At 37.8% G+C, this 26,550-nt stretch carries 27 protein-coding genes and 1 riboswitch; of the genes, 14 read left to right on the top strand and 13 right to left on the bottom strand.

Annotated features, from left to right (window positions below):
* Positions 1 to 167 precede the first annotated feature (167 nt).
* Positions 168 to 896, bottom strand: a complete 729-nt coding sequence (locus PQQ29_RS03275) for a GntR family transcriptional regulator (protein WP_033533339.1) — start codon at positions 894 to 896, stop codon at positions 168 to 170.
* A gap of 43 nt (positions 897 to 939) precedes the next feature.
* A complete protein-coding gene (locus PQQ29_RS03270; RefSeq protein WP_153648334.1) occupies positions 940 to 2,334 on the bottom strand; it encodes a glycoside hydrolase family 1 protein in 1,395 nt (464 codons plus the stop codon).
* A gap of 120 nt (positions 2,335 to 2,454) precedes the next feature.
* A riboswitch (purine riboswitch) is annotated at positions 2,455 to 2,556 on the top strand.
* Positions 2,557 to 2,649: 93 nt separating this feature from the next.
* Here PQQ29_RS03270 and PQQ29_RS03265 point away from each other — a divergent pair.
* Positions 2,650 to 3,945 carry an NCS2 family permease gene (locus PQQ29_RS03265; protein ID WP_003770724.1) on the top strand — a complete coding sequence of 432 codons (1,296 nt, stop codon included), beginning with the start codon at positions 2,650 to 2,652 and terminating at the stop codon, positions 3,943 to 3,945.
* A 41-nt stretch (positions 3,946 to 3,986) separates the two neighbouring features.
* Here the strand turns inward: PQQ29_RS03265 and PQQ29_RS03260 are convergent, their stop codons facing one another.
* Positions 3,987 to 5,018 carry a nucleoid-associated protein gene (locus PQQ29_RS03260; RefSeq protein WP_003760718.1) on the bottom strand — a complete coding sequence of 344 codons (1,032 nt, stop codon included), beginning with the start codon at positions 5,016 to 5,018 and terminating at the stop codon, positions 3,987 to 3,989.
* 76 nt (positions 5,019 to 5,094) lie between these two features.
* On the opposite strand from PQQ29_RS03260, the gene PQQ29_RS03255 reads away from it, so the two are divergent.
* The gene (locus tag PQQ29_RS03255; protein ID WP_003760717.1) at positions 5,095 to 5,391 is read left to right on the top strand and encodes an MGMT family protein; all 297 of its coding nucleotides are present in this window, start codon (positions 5,095 to 5,097) and stop codon (positions 5,389 to 5,391) included.
* Here the strand turns inward: PQQ29_RS03255 and hisJ are convergent.
* Positions 5,376 to 6,203 carry a histidinol-phosphatase HisJ gene (gene hisJ, locus PQQ29_RS03250; protein WP_153648335.1) on the bottom strand — a complete coding sequence of 276 codons (828 nt, stop codon included), beginning with the start codon at positions 6,201 to 6,203 and terminating at the stop codon, positions 5,376 to 5,378. The genes PQQ29_RS03255 and hisJ overlap by 16 nt on opposite strands.
* A 151-nt stretch (positions 6,204 to 6,354) precedes the next feature.
* Between hisJ and PQQ29_RS03245 the strand changes: the two genes are divergently transcribed.
* The 10 genes from PQQ29_RS03245 (at position 6,355) to gdhA (ending at position 14,649) form a co-directional block, all read left to right on the top strand.
* Entirely contained in the window at positions 6,355 to 7,533 is a 1,179-nt protein-coding gene (locus PQQ29_RS03245; protein ID WP_033533341.1) for an ATP phosphoribosyltransferase regulatory subunit, read from the top strand.
* Positions 7,533 to 8,174, top strand: coding sequence for an ATP phosphoribosyltransferase (gene hisG / locus PQQ29_RS03240; protein ID WP_003770716.1), 642 nt, complete (start codon positions 7,533 to 7,535; stop codon positions 8,172 to 8,174). The genes PQQ29_RS03245 and hisG overlap by 1 nt, the downstream gene beginning before the upstream one ends.
* A complete protein-coding gene (hisD, locus tag PQQ29_RS03235) occupies positions 8,171 to 9,454 on the top strand; it encodes a histidinol dehydrogenase (protein WP_187984015.1) in 1,284 nt (427 codons plus the stop codon). Before hisG ends, hisD begins: the two co-directional genes overlap by 4 nt.
* A complete protein-coding gene (gene hisB, locus PQQ29_RS03230; RefSeq protein WP_003770712.1) occupies positions 9,455 to 10,039 on the top strand; it encodes an imidazoleglycerol-phosphate dehydratase HisB in 585 nt (194 codons plus the stop codon). It abuts the gene before it with no gap.
* On the top strand, positions 10,040 to 10,666 hold the full coding sequence (gene hisH, locus PQQ29_RS03225; protein ID WP_003770710.1) for an imidazole glycerol phosphate synthase subunit HisH: 627 nt from the start codon (positions 10,040 to 10,042) through the stop codon (positions 10,664 to 10,666).
* A complete protein-coding gene (hisA, locus tag PQQ29_RS03220) occupies positions 10,645 to 11,367 on the top strand; it encodes a 1-(5-phosphoribosyl)-5-[(5-phosphoribosylamino)methylideneamino]imidazole-4-carboxamide isomerase (RefSeq protein WP_010990493.1) in 723 nt (240 codons plus the stop codon). The genes hisH and hisA overlap by 22 nt, the downstream gene beginning before the upstream one ends.
* Positions 11,357 to 12,112 (top strand): imidazole glycerol phosphate synthase subunit HisF, encoded by a 756-nt coding sequence (gene hisF, locus PQQ29_RS03215; RefSeq protein ID WP_003760706.1) that lies wholly within the window; start codon positions 11,357 to 11,359, stop codon positions 12,110 to 12,112. Before hisA ends, hisF begins: the two co-directional genes overlap by 11 nt.
* On the top strand, positions 12,109 to 12,426 hold the full coding sequence (hisI, locus tag PQQ29_RS03210; protein WP_045554405.1) for a phosphoribosyl-AMP cyclohydrolase: 318 nt from the start codon (positions 12,109 to 12,111) through the stop codon (positions 12,424 to 12,426). Before hisF ends, hisI begins: the two co-directional genes overlap by 4 nt.
* The gene (hisE, locus tag PQQ29_RS03205; RefSeq protein ID WP_010990491.1) at positions 12,427 to 12,738 is read left to right on the top strand and encodes a phosphoribosyl-ATP diphosphatase; all 312 of its coding nucleotides are present in this window, start codon (positions 12,427 to 12,429) and stop codon (positions 12,736 to 12,738) included.
* 534 nt (positions 12,739 to 13,272) lie between these two features.
* Positions 13,273 to 14,649 (top strand): NADP-specific glutamate dehydrogenase, encoded by a 1,377-nt coding sequence (gene gdhA, locus PQQ29_RS03200; protein ID WP_003770703.1) that lies wholly within the window; start codon positions 13,273 to 13,275, stop codon positions 14,647 to 14,649.
* 43 nt (positions 14,650 to 14,692) lie between these two features.
* On the opposite strand, the gene PQQ29_RS03195 is transcribed toward gdhA, so the two are convergent.
* Positions 14,693 to 15,598 carry a magnesium transporter CorA family protein gene (locus PQQ29_RS03195; RefSeq protein ID WP_187984014.1) on the bottom strand — a complete coding sequence of 302 codons (906 nt, stop codon included), beginning with the start codon at positions 15,596 to 15,598 and terminating at the stop codon, positions 14,693 to 14,695.
* A 395-nt stretch (positions 15,599 to 15,993) separates the two neighbouring features.
* On the opposite strand from PQQ29_RS03195, the gene PQQ29_RS03190 reads away from it, so the two are divergent.
* Positions 15,994 to 17,034, top strand: coding sequence for a lactonase family protein (locus PQQ29_RS03190; protein ID WP_187984013.1), 1,041 nt, complete (start codon positions 15,994 to 15,996; stop codon positions 17,032 to 17,034).
* A 42-nt stretch (positions 17,035 to 17,076) separates the two neighbouring features.
* On the opposite strand, the gene PQQ29_RS03185 is transcribed toward PQQ29_RS03190, so the two are convergent.
* The 4 genes from PQQ29_RS03185 to PQQ29_RS03170 form a co-directional block, all read right to left on the bottom strand.
* A complete protein-coding gene (locus PQQ29_RS03185) occupies positions 17,077 to 17,772 on the bottom strand; it encodes a histidine phosphatase family protein (RefSeq protein WP_045554403.1) in 696 nt (231 codons plus the stop codon).
* A complete protein-coding gene (locus tag PQQ29_RS03180; RefSeq protein WP_185324966.1) occupies positions 17,773 to 18,480 on the bottom strand; it encodes a histidine phosphatase family protein in 708 nt (235 codons plus the stop codon).
* 129 nt (positions 18,481 to 18,609) lie between these two features.
* A complete protein-coding gene (locus PQQ29_RS03175; protein WP_003770695.1) occupies positions 18,610 to 20,088 on the bottom strand; it encodes a peptide MFS transporter in 1,479 nt (492 codons plus the stop codon).
* Positions 20,089 to 20,123: 35 nt separating this feature from the next.
* The gene (locus tag PQQ29_RS03170) at positions 20,124 to 21,305 is read right to left on the bottom strand and encodes an iron-containing alcohol dehydrogenase (RefSeq protein ID WP_160464180.1); all 1,182 of its coding nucleotides are present in this window, start codon (positions 21,303 to 21,305) and stop codon (positions 20,124 to 20,126) included.
* Between the two features lie 208 nt (positions 21,306 to 21,513).
* Between PQQ29_RS03170 and cbpA the strand changes: the two genes are divergently transcribed.
* Positions 21,514 to 22,149 (top strand): cyclic di-AMP binding protein CbpA, encoded by a 636-nt coding sequence (gene cbpA, locus PQQ29_RS03165; RefSeq protein ID WP_003760686.1) that lies wholly within the window; start codon positions 21,514 to 21,516, stop codon positions 22,147 to 22,149.
* A 57-nt stretch (positions 22,150 to 22,206) separates the two neighbouring features.
* Here the strand turns inward: cbpA and PQQ29_RS03160 are convergent, their stop codons facing one another.
* From PQQ29_RS03160 to PQQ29_RS03145, 4 genes are all read right to left on the bottom strand, one after another.
* Complete coding sequence (locus PQQ29_RS03160) at positions 22,207 to 23,238, bottom strand: WxLIP family cell surface protein (RefSeq protein ID WP_112120109.1); 1,032 nt, start codon at positions 23,236 to 23,238, stop codon at positions 22,207 to 22,209.
* A gap of 78 nt (positions 23,239 to 23,316) precedes the next feature.
* Entirely contained in the window at positions 23,317 to 24,159 is an 843-nt protein-coding gene (locus PQQ29_RS03155; protein ID WP_003770689.1) for a WxL domain-containing protein, read from the bottom strand.
* A gap of 51 nt (positions 24,160 to 24,210) precedes the next feature.
* Positions 24,211 to 24,501 carry an LPXTG cell wall anchor domain-containing protein gene (locus tag PQQ29_RS03150; RefSeq protein WP_033533352.1) on the bottom strand — a complete coding sequence of 97 codons (291 nt, stop codon included), beginning with the start codon at positions 24,499 to 24,501 and terminating at the stop codon, positions 24,211 to 24,213.
* Between the two features lie 28 nt (positions 24,502 to 24,529).
* Positions 24,530 to 26,524: a LapB repeat-containing protein gene (locus tag PQQ29_RS03145; protein ID WP_187984012.1), complete on the bottom strand. Its 1,995-nt coding sequence runs from the start codon at positions 26,522 to 26,524 to the stop codon at positions 24,530 to 24,532.
* Positions 26,525 to 26,550: the final 26 nt, after the last annotated feature.

Here is a 26,550-nt window from a genome sequence, read left to right as displayed (position 1 = left end):
GCGTAATTGGGTTAAATATTATACAAGAATCCTAAATTATTATCAATCGTGTAAATATGTCTATTTTGTGAACAAACCCATTCTTTTGTATAGAATTGAACTTAAACTGCTTAGATATTCAAAAAAGACGCTAGACAAAATGATTGCTCACTTTGTCTAGCGTCTTTTCAACGTCTAGCAATATTAACGGTAGTAAACACGAATTTATCATAACGGTGGCGCGATCTGGAAAACTCAAACGCGAGACCGTTGTTTAAATAAACGGTTTGTTCTACTTCGACAACGGGGTCATCAGAAGCGCAGTCGAGGTATTGCTGATCAAGCAGTGTCGCTTTATCCGCGCGAATTTGTTTGTAGGAACTAGCAATTTTTAGGTTCAGTTCATCTTGAATATAAGAGTAAATCGAACCTTCTAAAATTTGCTGATTGATACCTGGGATAACCCCAACCGGCATATACGTATGTTCTAGCACATACGGCTCATCTTTCACTAGCCGAACACGAAGAATATCATAGATTGGCGTTTCCATTTCGATATGAAGACGTTCTGCAATTTCTTCTGTTGGAAAGATGACTTTAAACTCAATTACTTTGCTAATGACTTTCTTGCCGTTCAAAAGTTTAGTGAAGCCGTTTACCTCTTGGTTATGAATCTGCAAGCGGTCCGCGTCCAGCGCCGATTTGATAATGAAAGTACCATGTCCGCGTTTACGATATAGTAAGCCTTCAAGAACAAGGACTTCCAGTGCTTTTTTCATTGTCATTCGACTACAATCAAACTCTTTCGCCAAAGTTATCTCATCAGGAATAGGTTGATTAAGCGGATAGGCGTGATTCATAATTCTTTTGCGGATTTCTTCAGCAATAAAGCTATATTTTGTCTGGTTCTGAGCCACGGAAGTTCACCTCTTTACACATAATACTTTTATTTTATCACATTTAATCTTCAAAACCATTGTTTTCTGAAAGTTCTTTGTACCAATGACCGGATGCTTTTATGGTACGTTTGAAATTATTGTCTAAATCAACTTCTACTAAGCCATAACGGTTTTTGTAAGCATTCGCCCAGCTCCAGCAATCCATGAATGTCCAAAGATGATAACCATGACAGTTAGAACCTTCTTCAATTGCTTTATGCAGCCATTTCAAGTGACTCTTAATGAAATCGATTCGGTACGTGTCTTCAATCATTCCATCTGCATTACGGTAGCGACTTTCGCCTTCTACACCCATGCCATTTTCAGAAATGAAGAACGGAATATTATCGTAGTTATCGCGCAGATTAATTGCAATATCATAAATCGCTCTTTCGAAAATTTCCCAACCACGATACGGATTCATTTTGCGGTAAGGCATTTCATAATTATCAAAGAGATGTTCTGGCATAAATGGCGCATCCGGGTGAGCTGCGTATTCTTTCGCTTTCACACGACGCGGTTGGTAGTAGTTTACACCAAGAATATCAATAATGTTGTTTTTAATTATCGCCAAATCTTCTTCCGTATATTCTGGAAGCGCGTCATGTTCGCGAATAATTTCTACAAGGTCAGCCGGGAATTCCCCTTTTGTTACTGGGTCAAGGAAACTACGGTTGAAAATTAGATCCGCAATATGAGCCGCTTTTAAATCAGCTGGATTTTGGCTTCTTGGATATGACGGTGTTAAGTTTAAAATAATACCGATTTGGCCTTCTGGAATTTCAAGTGCGTGGAATTCCTTCACAGCAAGCGCATGAGCTAAAGTAGTATGGTACCCCACTTGTGTCGCGCGTTTAAAATCAACGACATTCGGATAGTGCATATCGTATAAGTAACCTGCTTCAACAGGAACAATTGGTTCATTAAAAGTAAACCAATGTTTCACACGGTCTCCAAATAATTCAAAACAAGTTTTTGCAAAAGTAGCATATGCATCAACTACTTCACGGCTTTCGAAACCGCCTTTTTCTTGCATCGACATTGGCATATCAAAATGATATAAATTCATAAATGGTTCAACATTATTTGCAAGCATTTCATCAATAACACGATTGTAAAAATCAACCGCTTTTGGATTCACTTCGCCAATACCATCTGGAATAAGGCGTGACCACTGAATCGATGTACGGAAAGAATTATGCCCTGTTTGTTTCATTAAAGCAATATCTTCTTTATATTGATAGTAAAAATTAGATGTATTCGTAGGACCAACATCATTAAAGAAACGACCTGGTTCGATTTTATACCAGTGATCCCAAATACTTGGTTTTCTGCCATCTACATTTGCTGCGCCTTCTGTTTGTGGGCCTGATGCTGCACTTCCCCACCAAAAATTATCCGGAAATTTATAAGTCATTTTTTTACCTCCAACTATTATTTGATTTTATTATACCTTATTTTTTTAAAAGTATAAACTTATTTATGTAAAAGTTTGTTTTTTATTTTTATTTCATTCATGTATTGCCAAAAATCGGCTAATCGTCTACAATAATAAAGTCGTATAAGTTCGGTAATATGGACCGTTCGTTTCTACCAGGCAACCGTAAAATGCCAGGCTACGAGCTATTGTAAAATTTAATAGGGATTTTTTTGCTATTTTTATTTATTATTCCCTTTTTTACCTAGGCTCTTTCCGTTATGTGCGACAACATAAATAGGGAGGCTTTTTTTAATGGATAAACTTTTCAAACTACGCGAGAACAAGACGACTGTTCGAACAGAAATACTCGCGGGGCTAACGACTTTTCTGTCTATGGCTTATGTACTCTTCGTCAACCCATCTATGCTTGCAACTACTGGAATGGAATTAAAAGCTGTTTTTGTAGCAACTATTCTTGCGTCAGTCGTTGGTTCCCTTGCAATGGGACTTATCGCTAATTACCCAATCGGGCTCGCTCCTGGTATGGGATTAAATGCGTTTTTTGCTTATACGGTTTGTGCGCAGTGGGGTATCCCGTGGCAAACTGCACTAGCTGGCGTACTTGTTTCTGGTCTAGTATTTATTTGTTTAACACTTTCAGGACTACGCGAAAAAATTGTTAATGCAATTCCAACTGAACTAAAATTTGCCGTTGGAGCTGGAATTGGCTTTTTCATCGCCTTTTTAGGACTAAAAAATGCTGGAATTATCGTACCAAATGATTCGACGATTGTAGCGCTTGGTGACTTACATTCTGGTCCGGTGTTACTTGCTGTTTTTGGGATTATTATAACTGTAGCTTATATGACAATTGGTTGGAAAGGTGCGATTTTCTTTGGGATGGCAACTACTGCCATTGCTGGAATGTTATTTGGATTAATTGACGTGCCAACTCAAGTTGTTTCTTCTGTACCAAGTATGGAGTCAACGTTTGGTCAAGCAATTATTCACTTACCAGATATTTTCACACCACAAATGCTCATTGTTATTTTGACATTTTTCTTTATTGATTTCTTTGATACTGCGGGGACACTTGTTGCGGTTGCGACTCAAGCTGGGTTTGTAAAAGATAATAAAATCCCGCGCGCAGGTCGTTCGCTGTTTTCCGATTCGCTGGCAACAGTTTTTGGAGCGATTTTCGGAACATCAACAACTACTTCTTATGTAGAATCAACTGCCGGTGTTGCGGTTGGTGGTCGAACAGGTTTAACAGCTGTCGTTATTGCTATCTGTTTCTCACTGTCACTATTCTTCTCGCCGCTTCTTGGTGTCATTACAAGTGCGGTTACGACTCCAGCGCTTGTGATCGTAGGGATTTTAATGATTGGCAATGTCGCTCATATTGATTGGACTAAATTTGAAGTAGCTGTTCCATCGTTTTTCGTTATCTTAATGATGGTACTTACTTTCTCTATTGCAACTGGTATCGCGATTGGTTTCATTTTCTACCCAATTACAATGGTACTTAAAGGTCGTTATAAAGAAGTGCATCCAATTATGTATGTGATGATGGTTCTATTTATACTGTACTTTATGTTTGTCGTTTAGACAGCAAAAAAACCGGGGATGCGGAATCCCCGGTTTTTCTTTTAATCGTAATAAACAATCATGTAGTTTTTTCCTTTTTCCTCGTCATAGCCTTGGACAAAATCAGTTTCTTCCAATTGTTCTAAGTCTTTCACGACAACTGAAATATTTTTTCCAAGTTTAATTGTTTTGCGAATTTTTTTCGATAGTTTTTCACGTTTTTCTTCATCTAATTGGAATGTTTCCGGAAAACGGACATTGTTTTCTCGTTCGAAAGTATCTACCATTGTATTGAATTCGGTAATTTCTTCCGGTTTTTCAATTGTCGTACGAGCAAATTCAGCGATATTTAACGTTTCTTCCCCTGCCAAATATTCGCTCGTCGCTTTCACAAAATTCGATTTATCAAGCAGCGACTCTTCCCGTTGTTTAATATAGTCCGTGCAAACTTCCACAAATCCTTCTGTATAAAATTTTTCATCTGTTATTTTATCAATACTTAAAAACTTATCTTTCCAATAAACAGAATCCCCGCGGTTAAGCCGATCTAATATCAAAACTTTATTCCCTGAATCATGGTCGACATTAAAAATCAAACAACCTTTATCGAGGTCCGTCCCTGTAATACCTTTATCATAACCAATCTGGAACTCGCTACCATTAAAATCATTTTTCAGAAAAACTTCTTTATTTTCAACTTTGAAGATTCCAATACCATTCGTAAAATCTCCATCAACTACGCAACCTTCAATAAAGAAAATCCATACATCACCACTTTTAATATTCGGGTGGGTTGTTTCACTATATAAATGCTCTAAAATTTTCTTAGATTCATCTAAAAACTCTTCTTCCGCCCCAAACATATTTGCCGCAAAAGTCCGGACCTCATTAAAATCCAAATCTGTTTCATGAGAAAATTGATAATAATCGTCTTTCGTAAATGGCTCTAAGAAAATAGAAGCCAAGGTTTGGTTCATTTCTGAGCCAATATCTTGAAGCACATTCGCTGATACTTCTGTTCCTTCTTCTCTCGCTTTATTTCCAGCAAAATGGACCACGAGTTTCGTAATTTTTGCGTAAGAAAAATCTGGCATTTACTAATCATCCTAACTTTTATAAAATAACTATTTCCTGTATACTAAATTTATTATGAACAAACGGAGGTATGTAATGGTTCCAGCAGATTTTGAAGAACGTGTTTATACGGTCGTACGCCAAATTCCACGCGGCAAAGTGACTACATATGGTCAAATCGCCTATATGATTGGCTTTCCAAAAAACGCCAGACTAGTTGGTGCTACACTGAAGCATTCAAAGCGTGACCAAATCACACCATGCCATCGGGTCGTAAATGCAGCTGGCCGACTTGTCCCGAACTGGGAAGAACAGCGTGAACTACTACTGTCAGAAGGGGTTACATTTAAAGAAAACGGACATGTCAAAATGAAAGATCATTTTTGGCAATAAGTGTTGTAGCCACGACCAATATCAGCAACACCGTGTGAATCGGATCCGTAAACAAATGGAATCTCTAACGCTCGAGCTAAAGTCACAATTTCTTTCGGTGGATAGGTTTCTTTGCAAAGTGGCTTAAATAATCCCGCCGTATTAAAATCAAGCTCGTAATCCCGTTTTTTCACTAAAGCAAGAATCGCCTCAAATTCTGCGATAACTTCCGCCGAAAAATCGCGCCCGTCTGCACCAAAAAACTGTTGAAACTTCTGACACAGCGAAATATGTCCGATTCTCCGCGGTTTAAAAGCTCCTAAATCCGCTTCAATTGACTGTTTGACACCTTCTAAATAAACAAGTTGCGCTTGTTCAAATCCACCATAAAATTGTACAATTCCTTCATTATAATCTTCCGCTGTAAAATCAATCGAACGAAAGCCACCTTGGCCTTCTAAAAAATGCAGCGATAACACACCATCGTCCGTTTGCGGACCATACTCATTCAAAAAATCTCGCGTGAAATCCTCATAACCAATTAAATAATCCACTTCAAACCCAATATGTATTAATAAATCACTCGCATATTTTTTCTTCATCTGATTCATTTTCTTAAAATAATAAGGCAAATCACTCATCGACATACTTGCCGTTGTAACTGCTTCTTGATTTCCCGCAGTATTTTTCATAAATTCACTCGAAAGCGGCGCGTGCTCAACTATAGAATACTCATCAAAATCCAGTTCAATCGCTTTTAAAATCATTTCTTCCACATCATCATGCGTACCATGTGGACAAAATTCGGTATGCGTATGCCCGTCTCTTTTCATATTCAACCCTCTTTCAAAATTCTTTTCCCTAAGTACTCTAAATGGTACACTAATTATACCATATGAAACAATTTTTCTTTTCATCATTTACAAAAACACTTTAACGTGCTAATATGCTAATAAACTAAAATATTGTAAAGGAGCTAACCAGATGAACTTAAACAAGAACTTGCCAACTGGAACTCGTGATAAGCTCTTTCGCGAAGCACGGGCCTCATACCAGATTGAGCAACAAGTGAATCATTATTTTGCGAAACGTGGATTTAAGCGTATTGAAACACCTGTTATCGAATTTGAAGATGTTTTTTCCTCTGAACATCAAGCTGATGCCAAACTATATCGCTTCTTTGATGAAAAAGGTCGCTTGACGGTACTTAGGCCAGATATGACCCTTCCAATTGGTCGAGTTGTTAGTACCACTGGTGTTACGCTTCCTTTAAAACTTTCCTATAGCGGAAAAATCTTTCGTGCAAATGAAGACTTTGGCGGCGAACAAAACGAACAAACACAAGCCGGAATTGAAATTATTGGCTATCCTTCCATCAAAGCAGAAATTGAATGTATTTTAAGTGGGATTGGGGTTTTAAATGCTCTAGAAATTCCGAATTTTCAAATTGAACTTGGTCATGCGGCGATTTATAGACGTGTAATCCATCTTTTAAACCTACCTGAAACTGCTGAAATGGATTTTCGTCTCCTGATTCAAAATAAAAGTCTCACTGGCATTCAACAATTTGTTACCGAGAATCCAAGTACGCTCGATGATTTTATTCTCGCCTTACCACGCTTATTTGGCCCAGCAACGACTATTTTAAAACAAGCTAAAAATTTAACGACCGATAAAGGAATATTGACGGCACTAACTGAAATGGAAACTATCGTGGACGCTGTTTCTTACGCAGCAGATATTAGTGTCGATTTAGGACTCGTGCAAGATTTTCATTATTATACTGGTATTATTTTTAGAGGATATGCCGACCTTGCTGCTGATAATTTTTTAAGTGGCGGTCGTTACGATCACTTACTAGAACAATTCACCAGCTCTTCCTCTCCAGCAGTTGGTTTAGCTCTTAATCTCGACTCCCTCACAACCCTACAAAACCGCGCTGGCATCATCAAAAAACAAACTCCAACAACGCTTTTAATCCACTACGACCTAGATGCAATCCAACAAGCAGAAAAACTCATGCAAGAAACACCTAACAGCGAATTAAGTTTTTTTGAAACTCCAACAAATGCCATCTCTTTTGCGAAAAAATGGCAAATTCCGACTGTCGTTCACGTTGCGCGCGATAGTATCCAAACTATTTTTCATAAGGAGGCGGAATAATGAAAGCTTTAAAAATCGCCTTAACAAAAGGTCGACTCGAGAAAGACGCGGTCGCACTTTTAGAAAAAGCGGGTATTGATTGTTCTTCTATGAATGATAAAAAGCGAAAACTGATTTTCCATAGTAGCACCCAACCAATTTCTTTTATTTTAGTAAAAGCTGTTGATGTTATGACCTATGTAAAACACGGCGTTGCGGATATTGGCATTGTTGGTAAAGACGTTCTAATGGAAGCCTCCAAATCGCATTACGAAATGCTCGATCTTGAAATCGGTCAATGTCAGTTTTGCCTAGCTTCTACTCCTGATTTTGATCCAAGTAGCTACCGCCGGAAAATTATCGCAACCAAATATCCAGCTGTTTCTTCTAAATTTTTCCGTGAAAAAGGCGAAGATGTCGAAATCATCAAAATCGAAGGCTCGGTCGAAATTGCTCCTGTACTTGGACTCGCTGATGCTATCATTGATATTGTCGAAACCGGCTCCACTTTAAAAGAAAACGGCTTAGTTATTTATGAAAAAATGTATCCTATCTCCGCCCGACTGATTGTTAATAAAGCTTCCTTAAAACAAAATAAAACACAAATTTTCCAATTAATTGATCAATTAGAACAAGCGATAAAGGAGGAGCAGACGCGATGAAAATTTTAACAGGAAGAACGGAGGCAATACTTAACGAACTGAGAGCGGAAAATTCAAGTAATACCTCCGACCAAATCGCAAGTGAAGTAAAAGCAATTATTGAAAACGTTAAAAACACTGGTGACCAAGCTTTGTTCGACTATACGGCAAAGTTCGATGGTGTTGAACTAAATGAATTGCGCGTCCCAAACAGCGACATCCAAATAGCCACCAACAAAGTCGATCCCGCCTTTCTTGAAGCTCTTAAAGAAGCAAAAGTAAACATTGAAAGCTTTCATAATAAACAAAAACAATCAGCTTTCTTAGATAGTGAAAAAGATGGTGTCATTCGCGGTCAAATAATTCGCCCACTAGAAACAGTTGGCGTGTATGTTCCAGGCGGTACAGCAGCCTATCCGTCCTCTGTTTTAATGAACGTCCTCCCTGCCAAAATTGCCGGTGTAAAACGAATTGTGATGATTACGCCACCTAGCGAAAACGGCATTAACGCACATGTTTTGGCAGCTGCAAATTTAGCCGGCGTCGATGAAATTTACCAAGTTGGCGGTGCACACGGAATCGCCGCCCTAGCTTACGGTACAGCATCCATTCCTAAAGTAGACAAAATCGTCGGACCTGGGAATGTTTATGTGGCTACTGCTAAGCGTGAAGTGTTTGGCTTAGTCGATATTGACATGATTGCTGGTCCATCTGAAATCGTCGTGCTCGCTGATGAAACAGCTAAACCCGCCTTTATCGCAGCCGACTTACTTTCTCAAGCAGAGCACGATACATTAGCCCGTGCTATTTTAATTACAACCAGTGAAAAAATTGCCCAACAAACAAAAATCGAGCTAAATAAACAACTTGAAAATCTACCTCGAAAAGCGATTGCTAAAGAAGCTACCGAGTCCCACGGAAAAATTATTATCACAAAGAGCACTGCGGAAATGTTCCATATAATGAACGAAATCGCTCCAGAACATCTAGAAGTACAACTTGAAAACCCAATGAACTACCTTTACCAAATTAAAAACGCCGGCTCCATTTTCTTAGGAAACTATGCATCTGAACCACTTGGCGATTATTTTGCTGGACCGAATCACGTCTTACCAACAAGCGGAACCGCCAAATTCTTCTCTCCACTTGGCGTAGAAGATTTTACGAAACGTTCAGCTTTTATTTCTTATACAAAAGAAGCTCTTGCAAAAGAAAAAGATGCTATCGTGCTCCTTGCAAGTAAAGAAGGTCTAGATGCCCACGCCAAAGCCATCCAAATTCGTTTTAAGGAGGAAAATTAAATGAGATCAGCAAGTAAAACAAGAATTACCGGAGAAACTTCTATTGAACTGTCACTTAACCTAGATTCACAAGCGGATTCTACTATATCAACTGGTGTCGGCTTTTTAGACCATATGCTAACGTTATTTTCCAAACATAGCCGAATTACTTTAAATGTAAAAGCAGACGGCGATACATATGTTGATGCACATCATACAGTTGAAGACGTCGGCATTACACTGGGTCTTTGTTTAAAAGAAGCGCTTTCTGATAAAGCCAGTATTAACCGTTACGGCTCTTCCTATGTGCCAATGGACGAATCACTTGGCTTTTGCGCACTTGATTTAAGCGGTCGCTCCTATCTTGTGTTTGACGCCGAATTAACAAATCCTAAGCTTGGCGATTTTGACACTGAGTTAGTAGAAGAATTTTTCCAAGCAGTTGCCTTTAACACAGAAATGAACCTTCATCTTCGCGTCCTTTATGGTAAAAATACACATCATAAAATTGAAGCACTTTTTAAAGCATTTGGTCGTGCTCTTCGCGAAGCAATCACAATAAACCCTGAAATAAAAGGTGTAAATTCTACTAAAGGAGTCCTGTAAATGATTGTTATTATTGATTATGATACAGGAAACACGAAGAGCATCAGCAAAGCACTTGATTTTATTGGTCTTCAAAATAAAATTTCTAGCAACCACGCGGAAATTTTGCAAGCGGATGGCGTTATTTTACCTGGAGTCGGAGCTTTCCCAGAAGCGATGCAGGAACTAGGTCGGCGCGGTCTGGATGTGACGTTAAAAGAAATGGCAGAATCTGGCAAACCGATGCTCGGTGTTTGTCTTGGTATGCAACTGCTACTTGAATCAAGTGACGAACATCTCTTTACTAAAGGACTCGGTCTCATTCCAGGACATGTCGAAAAACTACCAGACGAACCTGGATTTGCCGTTCCGCACATGGGCTGGAATCAACTTGAAATAAAACGCAGCACCCCACTCACTAAAAAACTCGGCGGTGAATATGTCTATTACGTCCATTCCTACTATGCAAATTGTCCAAACGAATACATTATTGCAACTAGCGGTTATTCTGTTGAAGTTCCAAGTATGATAAATAAAGGCAATATTTACGGCGCCCAGTTTCACCCAGAAAAAAGCGGTCAAATCGGGCTTGAAATTTTAAAAGGGTTTAAGGAGGTCACTGAATCATGCAAATCTTCCCAGCAATAGATTTAAAAAATGGACAATGCGTCCGACTTTTCCAAGGTGATTTTTCCAAAAAAATAATTGTAAATGAAGATCCGATTGCCCAAGCTAAATCATTTGCTAAAAGTGGCGCCACCTATTTGCACATTGTTGATTTAGACGGAGCTTTAGAAGGTCGTCCCGTTAATCTAGAAATTATCCAACAAATGAAAAAAGCTGCAAAGGTGCCGGTCCAAGTTGGTGGCGGTATTCGTAGTATGGCGCAAATTGATTATTACCTTCAGTCCGGTATTGACCGAGTTATTATCGGTTCAGCTGCACTAACAGACCCAGACTTTTTACAGGCAGCAGTGAAAAAATACGGCTCTAAAATCGCAGCTGGCATCGATGCAAAAAACGGCTTTGTTGCGACGAGTGGTTGGTTAAATATCAGTCAAGTAAGCTTTTTAGATTTAGCCAAACAAATGGAAGCGATGGATGTTGAAACCATTATTTATACAGATATTAGCCGCGATGGCACGCTAACTGGTCCGAATTTAGAACAGATGGCCGCACTTCAAAAACACGTTACAATCAATTTAATTGCCTCTGGTGGCGTTAGCAGTCGCGCTGATTTAGAAGCCCTTAGTGAACTCGGATTATACGGAGCAATTGCTGGAAAAGCCCTTTACAACGGAAATATTTCGATGTCAGACATAGTGGAGGTGGAACAAAGTGCTTACTAAACGAATCATCCCATGCCTTGATGTTACAGCTGGACGCGTAGTTAAAGGAGTTAATTTTGTTTCATTAACCGATGTAGGTGATCCAGTCGAAATTGCCAAAGCTTATAATGAAGCTGGAGCCGATGAACTTGTTTTCCTCGATATTACTGCAACTGTTGAACTACGCCAAACGATGATAGATGTTGTGGAACGAACGGCAGAACAAGTTTTTATTCCACTGACAGTTGGTGGAGGTATAAATAGCGTGAACGATATGAAAGAATTACTTCAAGCAGGAGCAGACAAAATATCGCTTAATTCCGCCGCAATAAAAAGACCCGAACTTATCCAAGAAGGTGCTAACAAATTTGGAAACCAATGCATTGTAGTCGCAATTGACGCTAAATGGAACGGCTCCAATTGGCATGTTTTCACTCGAGGTGGACGAGATGACACTGGTTTAGATGCCATTGAATGGGCCAAAAAAGCGACTCAACTTGGCGCCGGTGAGATTCTGTTAACAAGCATGGACGGTGATGGTACGAAAAACGGATATGACATTCCACTCACAAAAGCAATTTCCGAAGCTGTCTCCGTCCCAGTTATCGCTTCAGGAGGATGCGGTAATGCGAGCCATATGGTAGAAGTTTTTGAACAAACAAACGCAACCGCCGCACTCGCTGCCAGTATTTTCCATTACGGTGAACTTAGTATCAAAAACGTCAAAACTACTTTACTTGAAAAAGGAGTGAACATTCGCCCATGAATACCGTTGATTTTTCTAAAGGATTAGTCCCAACGATTATTTTAGATGACCAAAATGGCGAAGTTTTAATGCTCGCCTACATGAATCAAGAAAGCTACCAAAAAACACTTGAAACTGGCTATACTTGGTTTTTTTCACGCTCGAGAAATGAACTTTGGAATAAAGGCGAAACCAGTGGGCACACCCAAAAAGTAAAGCAAATTTGGACCGACTGTGATAATGACACTTTACTTATTCGCGTGACTCAAACAGGCCCAGCATGTCATACCGGTAAAAAAAGCTGTTTTTTCAATCTTATAAAGGAGGACTTTTAAATGCTTAGTGACTTATATGAAGAAATCAAACTTCGCAAAACTCAACCAAAAGAAGGCTCCTACACCAACTACCTATTCGAAAAAGGATTAGACAAAATTCTAAAAAAAGTCGGCGAAGAAACTACTGAGGTCGTCATCGCCGCCAAAAACAATAATGAAGAGCTCATTTCAGAAATAACCGACCTAACATACCACTTACTCGTCCTTCTAGCCGAAAAAGACATTCCATTAGAAGATATTAAACAAGAACTTCAAAGCCGAGAAGGAAAGCTAAGCAAAACAAGTGATCGTAAAGAAATTAACGATTTATAAAAACATGACATTTTCGTAACCTTAAAGAATACTATTGTAAGAAAAAGCACATGATTTTAAAGAGCATATTTTATATACTTGTTTACGTGGAGGGCTTTTATTTTTTCCCAAAAGAAAGCAAGTAATGTTAGAGCAATAATTCTAGTATCCGAATTAGTCTTATCCCTTGGCTCGCTCTAACGTTATTACTCCCTAATACTCCCTTTAACCGCATCCCCCTGGTGCGGTTATTTTTTATGACATCGCTTGGCAGTTAAGAAATCGCATTAAAAACTTCCCTTCCCCCGAAAATTTTTTCATTAATTGCTTAAGCAAACGTTCTCATTAACTTGATTTTAAAAAATTTCTGAAAAATTGGTTTTTATGCTTGAAAATATTCTCAACAATGTGTAAACTAACAACATAGGTAAGAAAAGTTGACCTAATTGATGCAACTAAGCCGATGTTTTTCTCTTTTATAACATCGCTTGTATTTGTATCAGGTTTTCTACTTTTCCTTATAGTCAAAATATTTAAACAAGGAGCGATTATAGTATGGCACAAACATCTACTATCCAAAACGACACTAAGGCAGCCGAAGAATACGCAGCCCGTGTGTTTGAGACAATTAAACAACGGAATCCTGGCGAAACGGAATTCCACCAAGCAGTTGAAGAATTCTTAAACTCTGTTATCCCGGCCCTTGCAAAAGAACCTAAATACGAAGCACACGGTATTTTAGAACAGCTAACAGAACCCGAACGCCTAATTAGTTTCCGAGTTCCATGGGTAGATGATGCTGGCACAGTACAAGTAAATCGTGGTTACCGCGTTCAATTTAACAGCGCAATTGGCCCTTATAAAGGCGGCCTTCGCTTCCATCCATCCGTTACCGGGAGTATTGTAAAATTCCTTGGTTTCGAGCAAATCTTCAAAAATTCTTTAACCGGTTTACCAATTGGTGGCGGTAAAGGTGGCTCTGATTTCAATCCAAAAGGTAAATCAGACGCTGAAGTAATGCGTTTTTGTCAAAGCTTTATGACAGAATTACAAAAACATATCGGTCCAGATACTGATGTTCCAGCTGGTGATATTGGTGTTGGCGGCCGTGAAATTGGTTACTTATTTGGTCAATACAAACGTCTTCGTGGCGCTTATGATGCTGGTACTTTAACTGGTAAAGGTCTATCATACGGTGGTAGTTTAGCTCGTACAGAGGCAACTGGTTATGGTCTTGTTTATTTCACGGTTGAAATGTTAGAAGCAGCTGGTGAATCCATTCGCGGTAAGAAGATTGTTGTTTCAGGTTCTGGTAATGTAGCTATTTATGCAATTGAAAAAGCACATGAACTTGGCGCTAAAGTAGTTGCATGTAGTGATTCTGCTGGATTTGTTTATGACAAAGAAGGCATCAAAGTAGAAACAGTGAAACAATTAAAAGAAGTAGAGCGTAAACGTATCAGTGAATATGTAACATTGCATCCATCTGCTGAATATTATGCAGGCGGCGATGTGTGGTCTGTTCCATGTGATATTGCCTTACCATGCGCTACTCAAAATGAAATAAATGCCGACCAAGCTCGTGCACTTGTAAAAAACGGTGTAATCGCAGTTGCAGAAGGTGCAAATATGCCATCTACGCTTGAAGCGGTTGACATTTATCACGAAAACAAAGTATTATTTGGCCCAGCAAAAGCAGCTAATGCCGGTGGAGTTGCAGTATCAGCACTCGAAATGGCTCAAAACAGCACACGTATGAGCTGGACTTTCCAAACAGTAGATGAACACTTACAAAACATTATGAAAGACATTTATAAAAACTCAAGCAATGCTGCAAGCGAATATGGGGCGCCTGGTAATTTAGTTGTCGGTTCCAATATCGCAGGTTTCCTAAAAGTTGCAGATACAATGATTGCTCACGGAATTATTTAAATAGAAAAACCCTGCTTTCAGTGTGAAAGCAGGGTTTTTTATGTTATCTCATCAATTTTCGCAATATAAAAGAAAGTCCAAACCACAGTAAAATGCTAATAAAAATTGCAACAATCCATCCAAATGCATTATGTTCTAATGGAAGTGGCATATTCATTCCAAAAAACCCAGTGATAATCGTTGGCACTGTAAGCAAAATAGACAACGCGGTAAGTATTTTCATCGTATCATTCAAATTATTATTTAAGATGTTATTATACGTACCCGACAGTTGCTGTAATATTTGCGAGCTTAGTTCTGTCATTTCAACCAGTTGTCTAGCTTCAATTAGTGCGTCCTCAAACTGCTCTTTTTCCACTTCATTTAACGTTCGAAAGATTACATGTGTTTTCATTTGCTCTAATAAAGCGGCATTTTGCTTAGAAGCTGACAAAAAGTACACGATCCCTGTTTCTAAATCAGATAAAGAAAGTAAATTTTTCTTCGTCGTTTTGATTTTCAGCTTATCATTAATTGTTTTACGATCAATATCCATCTCTTCCACATACGGAAAAAACAAATCCATAACAAGATATAAACTACTAAATAAAAATTGTAAAATAGTCACATCTTCATTCTCTTTTAAGTATTTATTCATTTTTTTTACAATATATTGGTTGTTTTTATTTGTAATCGTTAGTAACTGTTTATCTTTAATAATGTAAACCATTGGAATTGTTTCATAGTGATTATCGATTTTTCTTTGGTCAGGTACATTAAATACTACTACGAAAGTATCTGTTTTTTGGTCATACTCAAAATGAGCTCGTTCATTTCTATCTAAAGAATAAGCAATGACCTCCTCATCAATATCATATGTAGCATAAATATCTTCTAAGTTGTTAGCTTTATCTGTATTAATGTTAATCCAGTTATATAATTCATTTCCAAAAACTGTTTGAATAGACATGTTTTCCCCTCTCTCCCAGATGGCATAAAAAAAGAGCGCCTCTTCTCTGGCATCTCTACTAAAATATAATTATAGCACAGAACCTGGGAAATTCTGTGCTACAACTATCTTAAAAGGAGTGTTTATTTGCAATAAGCTATTAAGAACATTTCTATGGGGGAAGTGATTTATTCTTAACTAGCTTATTTCAAATGACAATCTCTATGGGATAAGTATATCTTACATTACTTTTGTTTCCAAGTCAATACTTTTATTACAAAAACATTTCATAAAAGTCTAAAATATGGTTAACTTTATGAAAAGTAATAAAAACGCAATAAACGTGATGTTTTTCTATCTTTTCTTTACTATGCTATAATTGACTAGGAAATATCTTATATATAGGAGGAATAGGCATGTCAAATAATGAAGCAACTGCGTATATTGGTACATACACCAAAGTCGAAAGCCAAGGGATCTATCGCTTAGTAATCGACAAAACTACTGGTGAAATTAAAGAAAATAAATTAGCCGGAAAAATGGATAACCCAACATATCTTAAAATTTCAGATGACGAAAAATTCGTTTACTCTGTAGCAAAAGATGGCGATAAAGGTGGAGTTGCAGCTTTTTCAATTGAAGAAGATGGCTCACTTGCTTTCATTAATCAAGATGTTCAAACAGGTAACCCGCCGTGTTATGTAGATGCTTCAGAAGATGGTTCTATCGTTGTTTCTGCTAACTATCACCTAGGTACAATTGTAAGTTACCCAACAGAAAACGGCGCTTTAAAACCATCTGTTGCAACGATTCAACATACTGGTAAAAGTGTTCACGAACGTCAAGAAAAACCTCATGCTCACTTTGCTGGATTCACTCCAGACCAAAAATATGTTATCACATGTGACCTTGGAACGGACAAAATAACTACTTACTCCGCTAATTCTGGTAAACTTGAAAAAGTAACTGAATTAGAAGTAAAACCTGGAAGCGGTCCTCGTAACCTTGTTTTCCACCCAAATGCTAAATATGTGTATATCATGACAGAATTGACTTCCGAAGTTATTTTTGCTGAATATGATAACGCAACTGGTAAATTAAACGTTATCCAAACAATCGCTTCTCTTCCAGAAGGATTTGATAAAGAAAATAAAGGTAGCGCAATTCATATTTCTCCAGATGGTCGTTTCCTCTATGTTTCTAACCGCGGTCAAGATGCTATCGTTAGCTATGCTGTTGCAGAAAACGGTACTTTAACACTTGCAGCAACAACACCAGTAGAAGGCGTTGGTCCTCGTGACTTTGACCTTAACTATACTGGCGACATTTTAGTTGCAACAAACGAAAACAGCAATAACGTTACTGTTTTTGGTGTTAATAAAGAAACTGGCGCTCTTACATTACTTCAAAAAGATGTAAAAGTTCCAGAACCAGTTTGTATTAAATTCGTAAAATAATTTAAAAATCCAGAGTAGCGTATTGCGCCACTCTGGATTTTTTTATGCTAAGACTAACTTTCCTGCTTCAATATAGCTTAAATCATTAACTGCTTCAATCGTCCATTCACCATTTTCAAATGCAAGTCTTGTAACACTTGCATTTGCTAATTCTGGGTTAATTTGCGTTATATCAAAGAAAGAAATAATAGTATTAATCGCCATTCCATGAGAAACAACTAATACATTTGCATTTTCAGATTGATTTTCTTTAGCAACTGTTTCCAAAGCATTTTTCAAACGAGTTACCATGGAGTCCCATTTTTCGGACATTCCAGTTTCATCAATTTTTTCAACTGTTTCGGAAATGATTTGATAGCCATCATAGCCGAATTTTTCAAAAGCTTCTTCCACTGACTGAAAACCAAGATGCTCGATTACTTTTCCGAACATAATGTCTTCATACTCCCCTTCAAATTTACCAAAACCGAATTCACGGAAATCGCTCAACTCATTTAATTCCAAATGGGTTTGTTTGCTTTCTCGTAAAACTATTCCAGCCGTTTCAATCGTCCGACCGCGGTCACTTGTATAAACAGCATCAAAAGGAATTTCTCTTAACCCGCGTCCTAAAAATTCTGCCACTTCTATGCCTTCATTTGTGAGCGGTGTATCTGACCAACCTTGCACGCGACGAGATGTATTAAACATCGTCTTACCGTGTCTAACTAAGTACACATTTAGTTTTCCTGTTGTCACTTAAACTCCCCCTTGCGCTTTTTTTCCGGCTTCTACATAAAACATATTTCCAGGTTCTTCAATGGAATAAACGCCGTCTTCAAAAATCACTTTTGTTACACTAGCATTTTCGATCGTTCTTAAATTTTTACTTGGATCAATCATTTCAATAATGCGGTGAATAACCATACCATGCGCAACAACAAGGACCTCTCCACCACCACGAGCTTGCGCATCCTGAAGAATCGCATCCAGTCCGGCAGTCAATCGTTTTTCAAAAATGGCCGAGTTTTCTGTCATGCCTGTTTCATCCATTTTATGCACCGTGTCAATCACGATATTAGAATTGTTTTCAGAAGTTTTATCATAATAATTTTCGATTGACTCAAAGCCGTGAGCCTTCGCAACCATTTTTAACACAGTTTGGTTATATTCTCCTTCAAATTTACCGAAACCAAACTCGCGCATTTCAGCTAATTTTTCGAGTTTTAAATGATGGTTGTCGCTTTCTTTCATTACAATTCGAGCTGTTTCAATGGCACGTCCGCGGTCACTTGCGTAAGCGGCTACAAAATTAGTCCCTTTTAAACCACGACCTAAATCATGCGCAACAAGTGCTCCTTCTTCGGTAAGCGGCGAGTCAGCCCAGCCTTGCACCCGATCAAGTGTGTTTAAAATCGTCTTTCCATGTCGCGTTAAATAGATAACTACCCTGCTTGATGATTCCATGTATACACTCCTTTAAATTATCACTTCTCCCTTTAATAGTAGCAATCTTAAGAGTTAATGGCAAACTAATTTATTTTCCACACACAAAAAACACTTCCTCTAAACAAAGAGAAAGTGTCTTTAAATCCTTTAATGAACGCCCTTCATGTATTTTTTCAAGAATGGCGCGAAAATGAATAATGCTATCGCAAAGCCTATTGCGACAAAACCAGTAATTCCAAAGTAAGCAATTTCAGTGTCAGCATTAAAGAATTGCGTTACTTGTGCGTTAAAAGCTTGTCCCATCGCATCTGACAAGAACCATAAGCTCATTGTTTGAGACGCAAAAGCTTTTGGTGCTAGTTTGGTTGTCGCGGATAGTCCTACTGGAGAGATAAACATTTCCCCGAAAATACAGATGAAGAAACTTAATACTAGCCAAAGCGGGCTTACAAGTGTAGTCGTATTTCCATGTAAAATACCAGGAAGCATCATTACAACAAATGATAAACCAGCAAAGAATAGTCCTAAAGCAAATTTTCGTGGTGTAGATGGTTGTCTATCACCCAGTTTCGTCCAAATCCATGCAAAGATAGGCGATAAGGTAATTACAAATACGGGATTAAGTGATTGGAAATTCGCTGGGTTTAAATTGAAGCCCCAAATAGATAAATCCGTTCTTTCTGCTGCAAATAGCGCTAAAGTGGTTGATCCTTGTTCTTCAATCATCCAAAATAATACTGCGATTAAAAATAATGGTATGTATGCAGTTAAGCGTGATCTTTCGTCCGCCTCTGTTTTCTTGCTTGTCATCATCATAATAAAGTAAGCTAGCGGCACTCCAACTCCCATTACTGTTACAGCAAGGATAATTGTATTAATTGTTAAACTACCTGTAATAAGTGTTAACACAGCAATTAATAATCCGATTGCTAAAATAATACCGATAATTTTCATCGTAAGGATTTTAGCTTCTGATTTTTGAAGTGGATTTGGTGCTTTTTTGCCTGCTTCTTTTAAGTATCGTTTTCCTGTCAAAACGTAAACAACGAGTGCTATTGCCATCCCAACAGCTGCTACACCAAAACCAGCGTGGAAGCTTCCGGCATGATCCGAAACATTCGAAACAATCGGTGGTGCGATAAATGCGCCTAAGTTAATCCCCATATAGAAAATACTAAAGCCAGCATCACGACGATTGTCTCCGGCTGGGTACAAGTCCCCAACAACACTAGATACGTTTGGTTTAAGTAATCCAGTTCCTAAAATAATAAATGCCATAGAAACAAATAGCGCTGCTGCTCCCCCACTAGGAATCGCTAGTACTAAATGCCCTACCATAATTAATACGCCACCATAAAAAATGGTTTGTCTCGGTCCTAACACTCTATCAGCAAACCAGCCACCAATAACACCCGACATAAACACGAGTGAGCCATAAATAGACATAATGGCAGTGGCTGTAGATTGACTAAAACCAAGTCCACCTTTAGATACAGAATAATACATATAATATATTAATATTGCGCGCATTCCATAGTATGAGAATCGCTCCCAAAATTCTGTATTAAATAACGTAGCGAGTCCGCGCGGATGTCCAAAAAATGTCTTTTCCTTCTCGGTACTCAAGAAAATTCGCCTTCTTTCATATTTAAAAATTATTACTATAAAGCATTGGTATAGATTTTACGAGATATTTCTAAAGTTTGGTCACCGCGTTCAGAAATACTTGTTAAACCATGACGCTCTAATTGATCCACTAGTAAGTCTACTACTTCATCACCAAGACCATAATCGCTAAATCTAGTCCCTGCGCCTAAACTTTCAAAGAACTCACGTGTTTTAACAATTGCTGCATCTATTTTTTCATCATCAGTACCACTTGTAATTCCCCAAACACGTTCAGCATATTGTACTAATTTCTCATGTTTTTCCTCACGACGAACATTTAAAAGAGATGGTAATACAATCGCTAAAGTACGCGCATGATCTATTCCATATAATGCAGTAATTTCATGACCCAAACTGTGGCTTGCCCAATCTTGTGGGACGCCGCGAGATAGTGTTCCATTGAGCGCATTCGTAGCCGACCACATGAAAGTTGCCCGCGTATTGTAATCATGATTATCTTCCTCAATAACAGCTGGACCAATTTCAATTAACGTTTGTAATAAACTTTCAGCATAGCGATCTTGAAGTAACGCTCCTACTGGATAAGTCATATATTGTTCCATCACATGCACATACGCATCCATAATGCCATTTGCTAGTTGACGTTTTGGCAAAGTATAGGTAAGCTCTGGGTCAAGTAAGGAGAAAACTGGGTATGTAAATGCACTTCCAAAGCCAAGTTTTGCTTTCTTTTCAACAAAAGTAATAACCCCGCCACTATTCATTTCAGAACCTGTTGCCGGAAGAGTTAATACTGTTCCAAAAGGTAGCGCTTCTGTAATCGGACGTTTTTCGCCAATTCCGCTGCCAAAAATATCGATTGGATTTCCTTCAAATAAAGCGCCAGCAGCGACAAATTTCGTACCATCAATAACAGAACCGCCACCAACAGCTAGTAAAAAGTCATAGCCTTCTTCTTTCACAAGTTGAATTGCTTTGATTAACGTTTCGTAGGTAGGGTTGGCTTCGATACCACCAAATTCACCAACTTCTCTAGATTTAAGGGCTGCTTTTACTTTATCAAGCGTTCCAAATCTTTTTACACTACCGCCGCCGTATAAAATCAATACTTTTTTATCTTGAGGAATAACTTCATTTAATTCTGCAAAACGGTCTTTACCAAAAATAATATGAGTAGGATTATAATAATCAAAATTCAAGATTTCTTTTTGCATTTTCATATCCTTCTTTCTGTTTACAATTTTACATAGCATAGTTAATAATACACTTTTTCAAGAAAAATTAAACCTTTATACAAAAGTTTCCTTATATATATGATAAAAATTACACATTTTCATTCTCGTAATTGAGTTAACAGTGATTTTCTATACAAAAGACCTACTTTAAGTTAAAATGAAAGAGAAGAAGAATGGAGTGAATAACATGTTGATAAAAAACCTTTGTATCCCTAAAATAAATTTAACAACCGTTCCTGGAGATGCTACTTTACAAGAGGCTATCAATTTACTAGAAGAATCTGGTTATCGCTGTGTTCCTGTACTAGACGAAAAAGGCGAAAAATTCTTAGGTAATATTTATAAAATGCATATTTACAAACATGCAGCAAATGGTGGAAGCTTGAGCGATCCTGTAATGAGCTTAATCAAAAATGCAACGAAACACATTTGTGTGAATGCATCTTTCTTTGAAGTATTCTTTACAATTAAAGAACTACCATATATCGCTGTTTTAAACGAACAAGGTAATTTCTATGGTATTTTGACGCATGGTAAATTACTTGGTCTTTTACAAGACGGCTGGAACGTAAAAACTACTAGTTATGTACTTACGATTGCAACCGGTGAAGTACAAGGCGCCTTAACTAAAATCACTAAAATCATTGACCGTTATTCGAGCATCGCGAGTTTGATTACACTCGATAACCAAACAGAAGATTTCATTCGTCGTGTACTTGTTTCCTTACCAGTTGGAGTAACCGAAGATAAGAAAAACGAAATCATCTCTCACTTAGAACGCAAAGGACTTCGTGTAGTAGAAACGGAGAAAATCGAAAAATAAAAATAAAGCTTGAAAACAAGAATCGAATCTCGTTTTCAAGCTTTTTTATTTTGCTTTTTACTGTGATTCTTCGTCTTTTTTCCTAGCTCGTTTTCCAATAAAATAAGCTGTTGCTATCACAAGGAATACGAGTAAAATACCACCCGTCACATACATCCAAGTGTAGTCTTTCTCAAGCCCTAGAGCCACCTTATTAGCCTTTTTAGCATCTTCCTCTGAAATGGTAAATTCTTTTACCCATTCCCACTTATCATCGGCTGTTTTAGCTACCAACTCCACTTTGTATTTACCGGGTTTTAATTCTTGATTTTCCCAGTCCACACTGTAATTAAAGTTGGAGTTTGGGGCCATAGAAAGGTCGGTTCGTTTTGATTCACGCAATACTTTCTTGCTACCATCTTTATATATTTTTGCATCCACGGCCATCCCGCCAACTAAGGTCGCTTTTGTATTTTGCAAGTTTATTTCGACTACATTTCGGTAGTTTCGCGATGCCGGTTTAATTTCATTTAATTCCAAGTTCGGCTTTACAATCGTCGTTTTTTCTGTAAGCTTCACTCCGATTACATAGGCGTACTCATTTTTAATTTGGACTTCTTTTTTAGAGGTATCTTTTTCCTTTTCTTCATCTTTCTTTTCTTGGAAATGTAGCCCACCTAAAATAATGCCATCATAACTCTCTGCTGGCATATTAATATCGAGAGACCATATTTTTGTTTCATTCGGTTTAAGTGTTACTTCTGATTCACTCGCTTTTACTATATCTGAAAATGGATACTTTAATGTTTTATCCGTTTTTGCTTTTGGAATCGAATAATCTACGTACCCCATTTCGTTAGTAACAGCTGTATTGGCCACACATTTAATCGTGATTTGTTCTTTCCCTTGGTTCATTAGTTCTACTTTTATAGTTTGTTTATCTTCTGGAGCCATTTGTAAATCAAAATAAGTAACACCAGACGCTTGGTTCTCAGGCAGGATTGCTTTGACAGAGAATTTCCCTTCCGCTTTCGCTGCTGCCACTGTTTGACCGTGAAAAAAAATAAAAGTAAAAAAACATACAAAGACAATAGCGAATATTTTTTTCAAGTCTAAATTTCCTCCTAATTCCTCAATTTAAAAAGAGAAAACAACATAAAAAGATGAAGTTTTCTCTTTTAAAAAATGTTAAATTGCTGGCGTGTCGCTTAACGTCCAAGTTAACTTACTTTGATAAGTTCCATCTTCAATAACGGTATTTTGTGGAATGGATAATTTAGGTTTTGTTGTTTGTGTTGCATTTTTTGCTGCTGAACCAAAGCTATCTGTCCAAGTTCCCATACCTTCGTCATCACTAAAGTTAGTCGGTGTCGCTGTTTGTTTATCTTTGGCTGCCATTACAGGAACCGTGCTGAGACCCGTCATCGGAATAGTTATATTATCATAACCAGTTGGCGCTTTCGCTGTCGAATTGACTGTTGCGACAGTAGATTTCGGAATCGTTAACTGAGCACCTTGAATTTTTTTAGCTGGCGTGGAACTATCTTTAAACTCACTAGCTGTAACAGAAAGCGTCCAACCAGTATTAGTACCACGTAAATCACTTATTTGTGCATACGGAGTCACTTTTTTTGATACGGATGCTTCTCCTGGTAAGTCTTGCTGCCCATTGCCATTTGTATCTGTATACGTAGAAAGCGTGTCATCTTCGGCATGAATGTTCAAAGCTCCAGAAGATAAAGCAGATACACTTTGAGTTCCGAAATCCCAGTTGGATATAGCAAGTATCCATAATCCGTCCGAACTCACGGGTGGATTGTCTGGACTTGGTACTACTGGGTCTGTTTCAGTTGGATCTGGAGTTATTGGTTCGGGAGTTGGTGTTGTGCTTTTATCAAATTTGATGGTTCCTTTTGTATCTTTATTGACTTTAGTTGCTGCAGACGCAAAATCTTCAGAAAGTACCGGTGTCACGATTAATCCTAGTGCTAATAAACTTGTTGAAATTACCTTTGTTGTTTTTCTTATCATTATTATTCTCCTTTTTCTGTTATGTTATTGTTTATTTAAGATTAGCTTTTTTTACTTCACCCCCTTAAATAAGTTCTTTTTGGCAATTAAAAGGAGGCTTACACCTAGTAAAATAAAGTAAGAATCACTATTATCTCCGGTTTTAGGAAGCCGCTTAATTGGACCTTTGGAAGGAAAAGTGCCGCTCCTGTCATCTGTTCCAAAAACCTGTGCAGGGCGGTTTTTATCTCTCACAAAAGTTACACCTGCCTTACTTATTGCTGTATCTGTATACGCGCTACTTTCTAATGGAAAAAGAAATAAAACAGTACAACCTATAACAATTAGAATATATTTTTTCACGCTTCGAAGTCTCCTTCTATTTATTTTTTTATCTAGGTACATCCTCTAAAGTCCATGTGACCGTAGCTTCATAAATTCCCGTTACTAATGCATCATTTGGTAGAACTTCTAGAGTTAAGTTATTTTGCAAATTAAAAGTAGTTGTAATTTCTCCAGATTGGTCAGTTGGTTGTTTCGTTTCAATTGGTTGATTAGTCGCATTCAAAAATATCGGACTACTTTCTGATGACTCTTTTTGATACTTAAGAGAAGTTTCTAATATGTCTCCTTTCTCGTTTTTAAAAGGGCTCATCATTCCAGTTATAGTCCATCCTTGTTTCGCCCTTCTTCTATCAAGTACTTCTATTTCAGCGTCTCCCTCCTGAGCAAAACATTTTAGAGTTTGCTTATTATTCGAAATAGGAATGGGGTCAGTATTTTCATCCACGTCCATCCGAAAATCATCTGAAATTTTCATCTCTAAGCCTTCCCTGACACGTACTAAAATTGTCACTGGTTTAGCAGCATCGGTTAACGGTGGCCTATCAGGAGTGGAAAGCTCGACGAAATAATCGCCTGCTTTATTTAAATCCACCTTCGAAGCAAAGTCATCTTTCAAATCATTAGGAACGCTCCCTGGGCCAGTTAAAGTCGCATTGATGTCTTGTCGAAATTGATTCGAGTCAACGTTTTCACCTACTAAATAAGTATATTCACTTTTTGCAGTGATGACTGGTTGCTTATTCTTAATAACAACCTTTATATCTTTAGAAACTTCGCCTTCTATATTAGACGCTGTGGCCGTTACAAAGTAGACACCAGCAACTGAAGTATTTTTTATTATCGAATTAAAGTTAGTAGTAATAGTTGTTTCCTGATCTGTAACAATCTTGGCATCTTCTAAAAATTTGCTTTCCGTTAGCGGCGTATTTACTTCATATAGAACGTCTTTCGATGAAATTATTTTTGGAGGACCGAGGTACTCAAGTAGTTGTTTTACATATCCAGAGAAGTCCATTCTAATTCTTCCAAGTGAGACTGAATTATCTCGCCAGTAGTAGTGCACGCCAGGTACAGTTGTAACCTTTGGCGGATATACACGCTCCGTAAATGTTATATTTGGTTTTTTCATCATTACTTCTTTCGACCAAGTAATAGTTGAAGTTGAAGTGTCAAATGTTGCAGCTGGAGAATATGAACGGCTCCTATAAATAGAATCTCCTATAATATTCATACTAATTAATGAAAAAGGCTTTTTGCTAGAAACGGTTAATTTAGGAAGCACAATCTCTTGTGAGTGTAAACCTACACTTCTAAGTTTTGGTTTTGAATCATCAGCAATGTTTTTTAAGCTAGACAGGTCGATAATTTGGTTGCCCGTGAGAGCGATGTGCTCTATTAAAGGCATTTTTATTTTTGGTAATACAGATGGATCTGTTATTTTACTATGCTCCAACACAAGATTAACCAAGCGTGGAAATCCATTAGGTGATTTCAAAAACGGAGACAAATCTGTTATTTCATTCTTTTGAAAAAGGATAGTTTCCAGCTCAGTAAGATATTGGATTCCTTCAATTGATTTAATTAAGGGCTTATCGTAAACACCCCAGTTTACGGACCACAAACTTGTAATTGATTTCAACTCTGCTTCTGTTACAATAGAATCCACACTCCTTTTATTATTGTATGTTGATAAATTTTCAGCTATTGCATTAGCCATCCCCGGGTCTTTAAAAATATCCGAAATTTTGCTATTAGGCGGAATCGGGGGAAGGGTATTTTTTAGGTTTTTAAGTGGGGTCTGCGCTTTTTTATTTGTTTGACTTTCTTTGGTTTTATTTTCGGTTTCTGAATTATTGTTTGCTTGTTTTTTTTCAGGGGTTAAGATTGTTTTATTTAAGTTGTCGTTCGTTTTTGTTAATTCTGGCGTTTCAGTAGTTTTCGGTGCTAGTGCTTCTCTTGTTTCTTCCGCGAATGAATACACAGGAGAACAAAGCGCTAATAATAATATAAAAAGCAACAGTGGCTTCCAGTTCAGTTTCATCTTCTGTCTCCTTCTCGTTAGTTAGA

Origin of the sequence: Listeria innocua, assembly GCF_028596125.1 — a bacterium.
GTDB lineage: Bacteria > Bacillota > Bacilli > Lactobacillales > Listeriaceae > Listeria > Listeria innocua.
The sequence above is the reverse complement of the archived record's forward strand: the minus strand, read 5'-3'. Positions and strand labels throughout refer to the sequence as shown.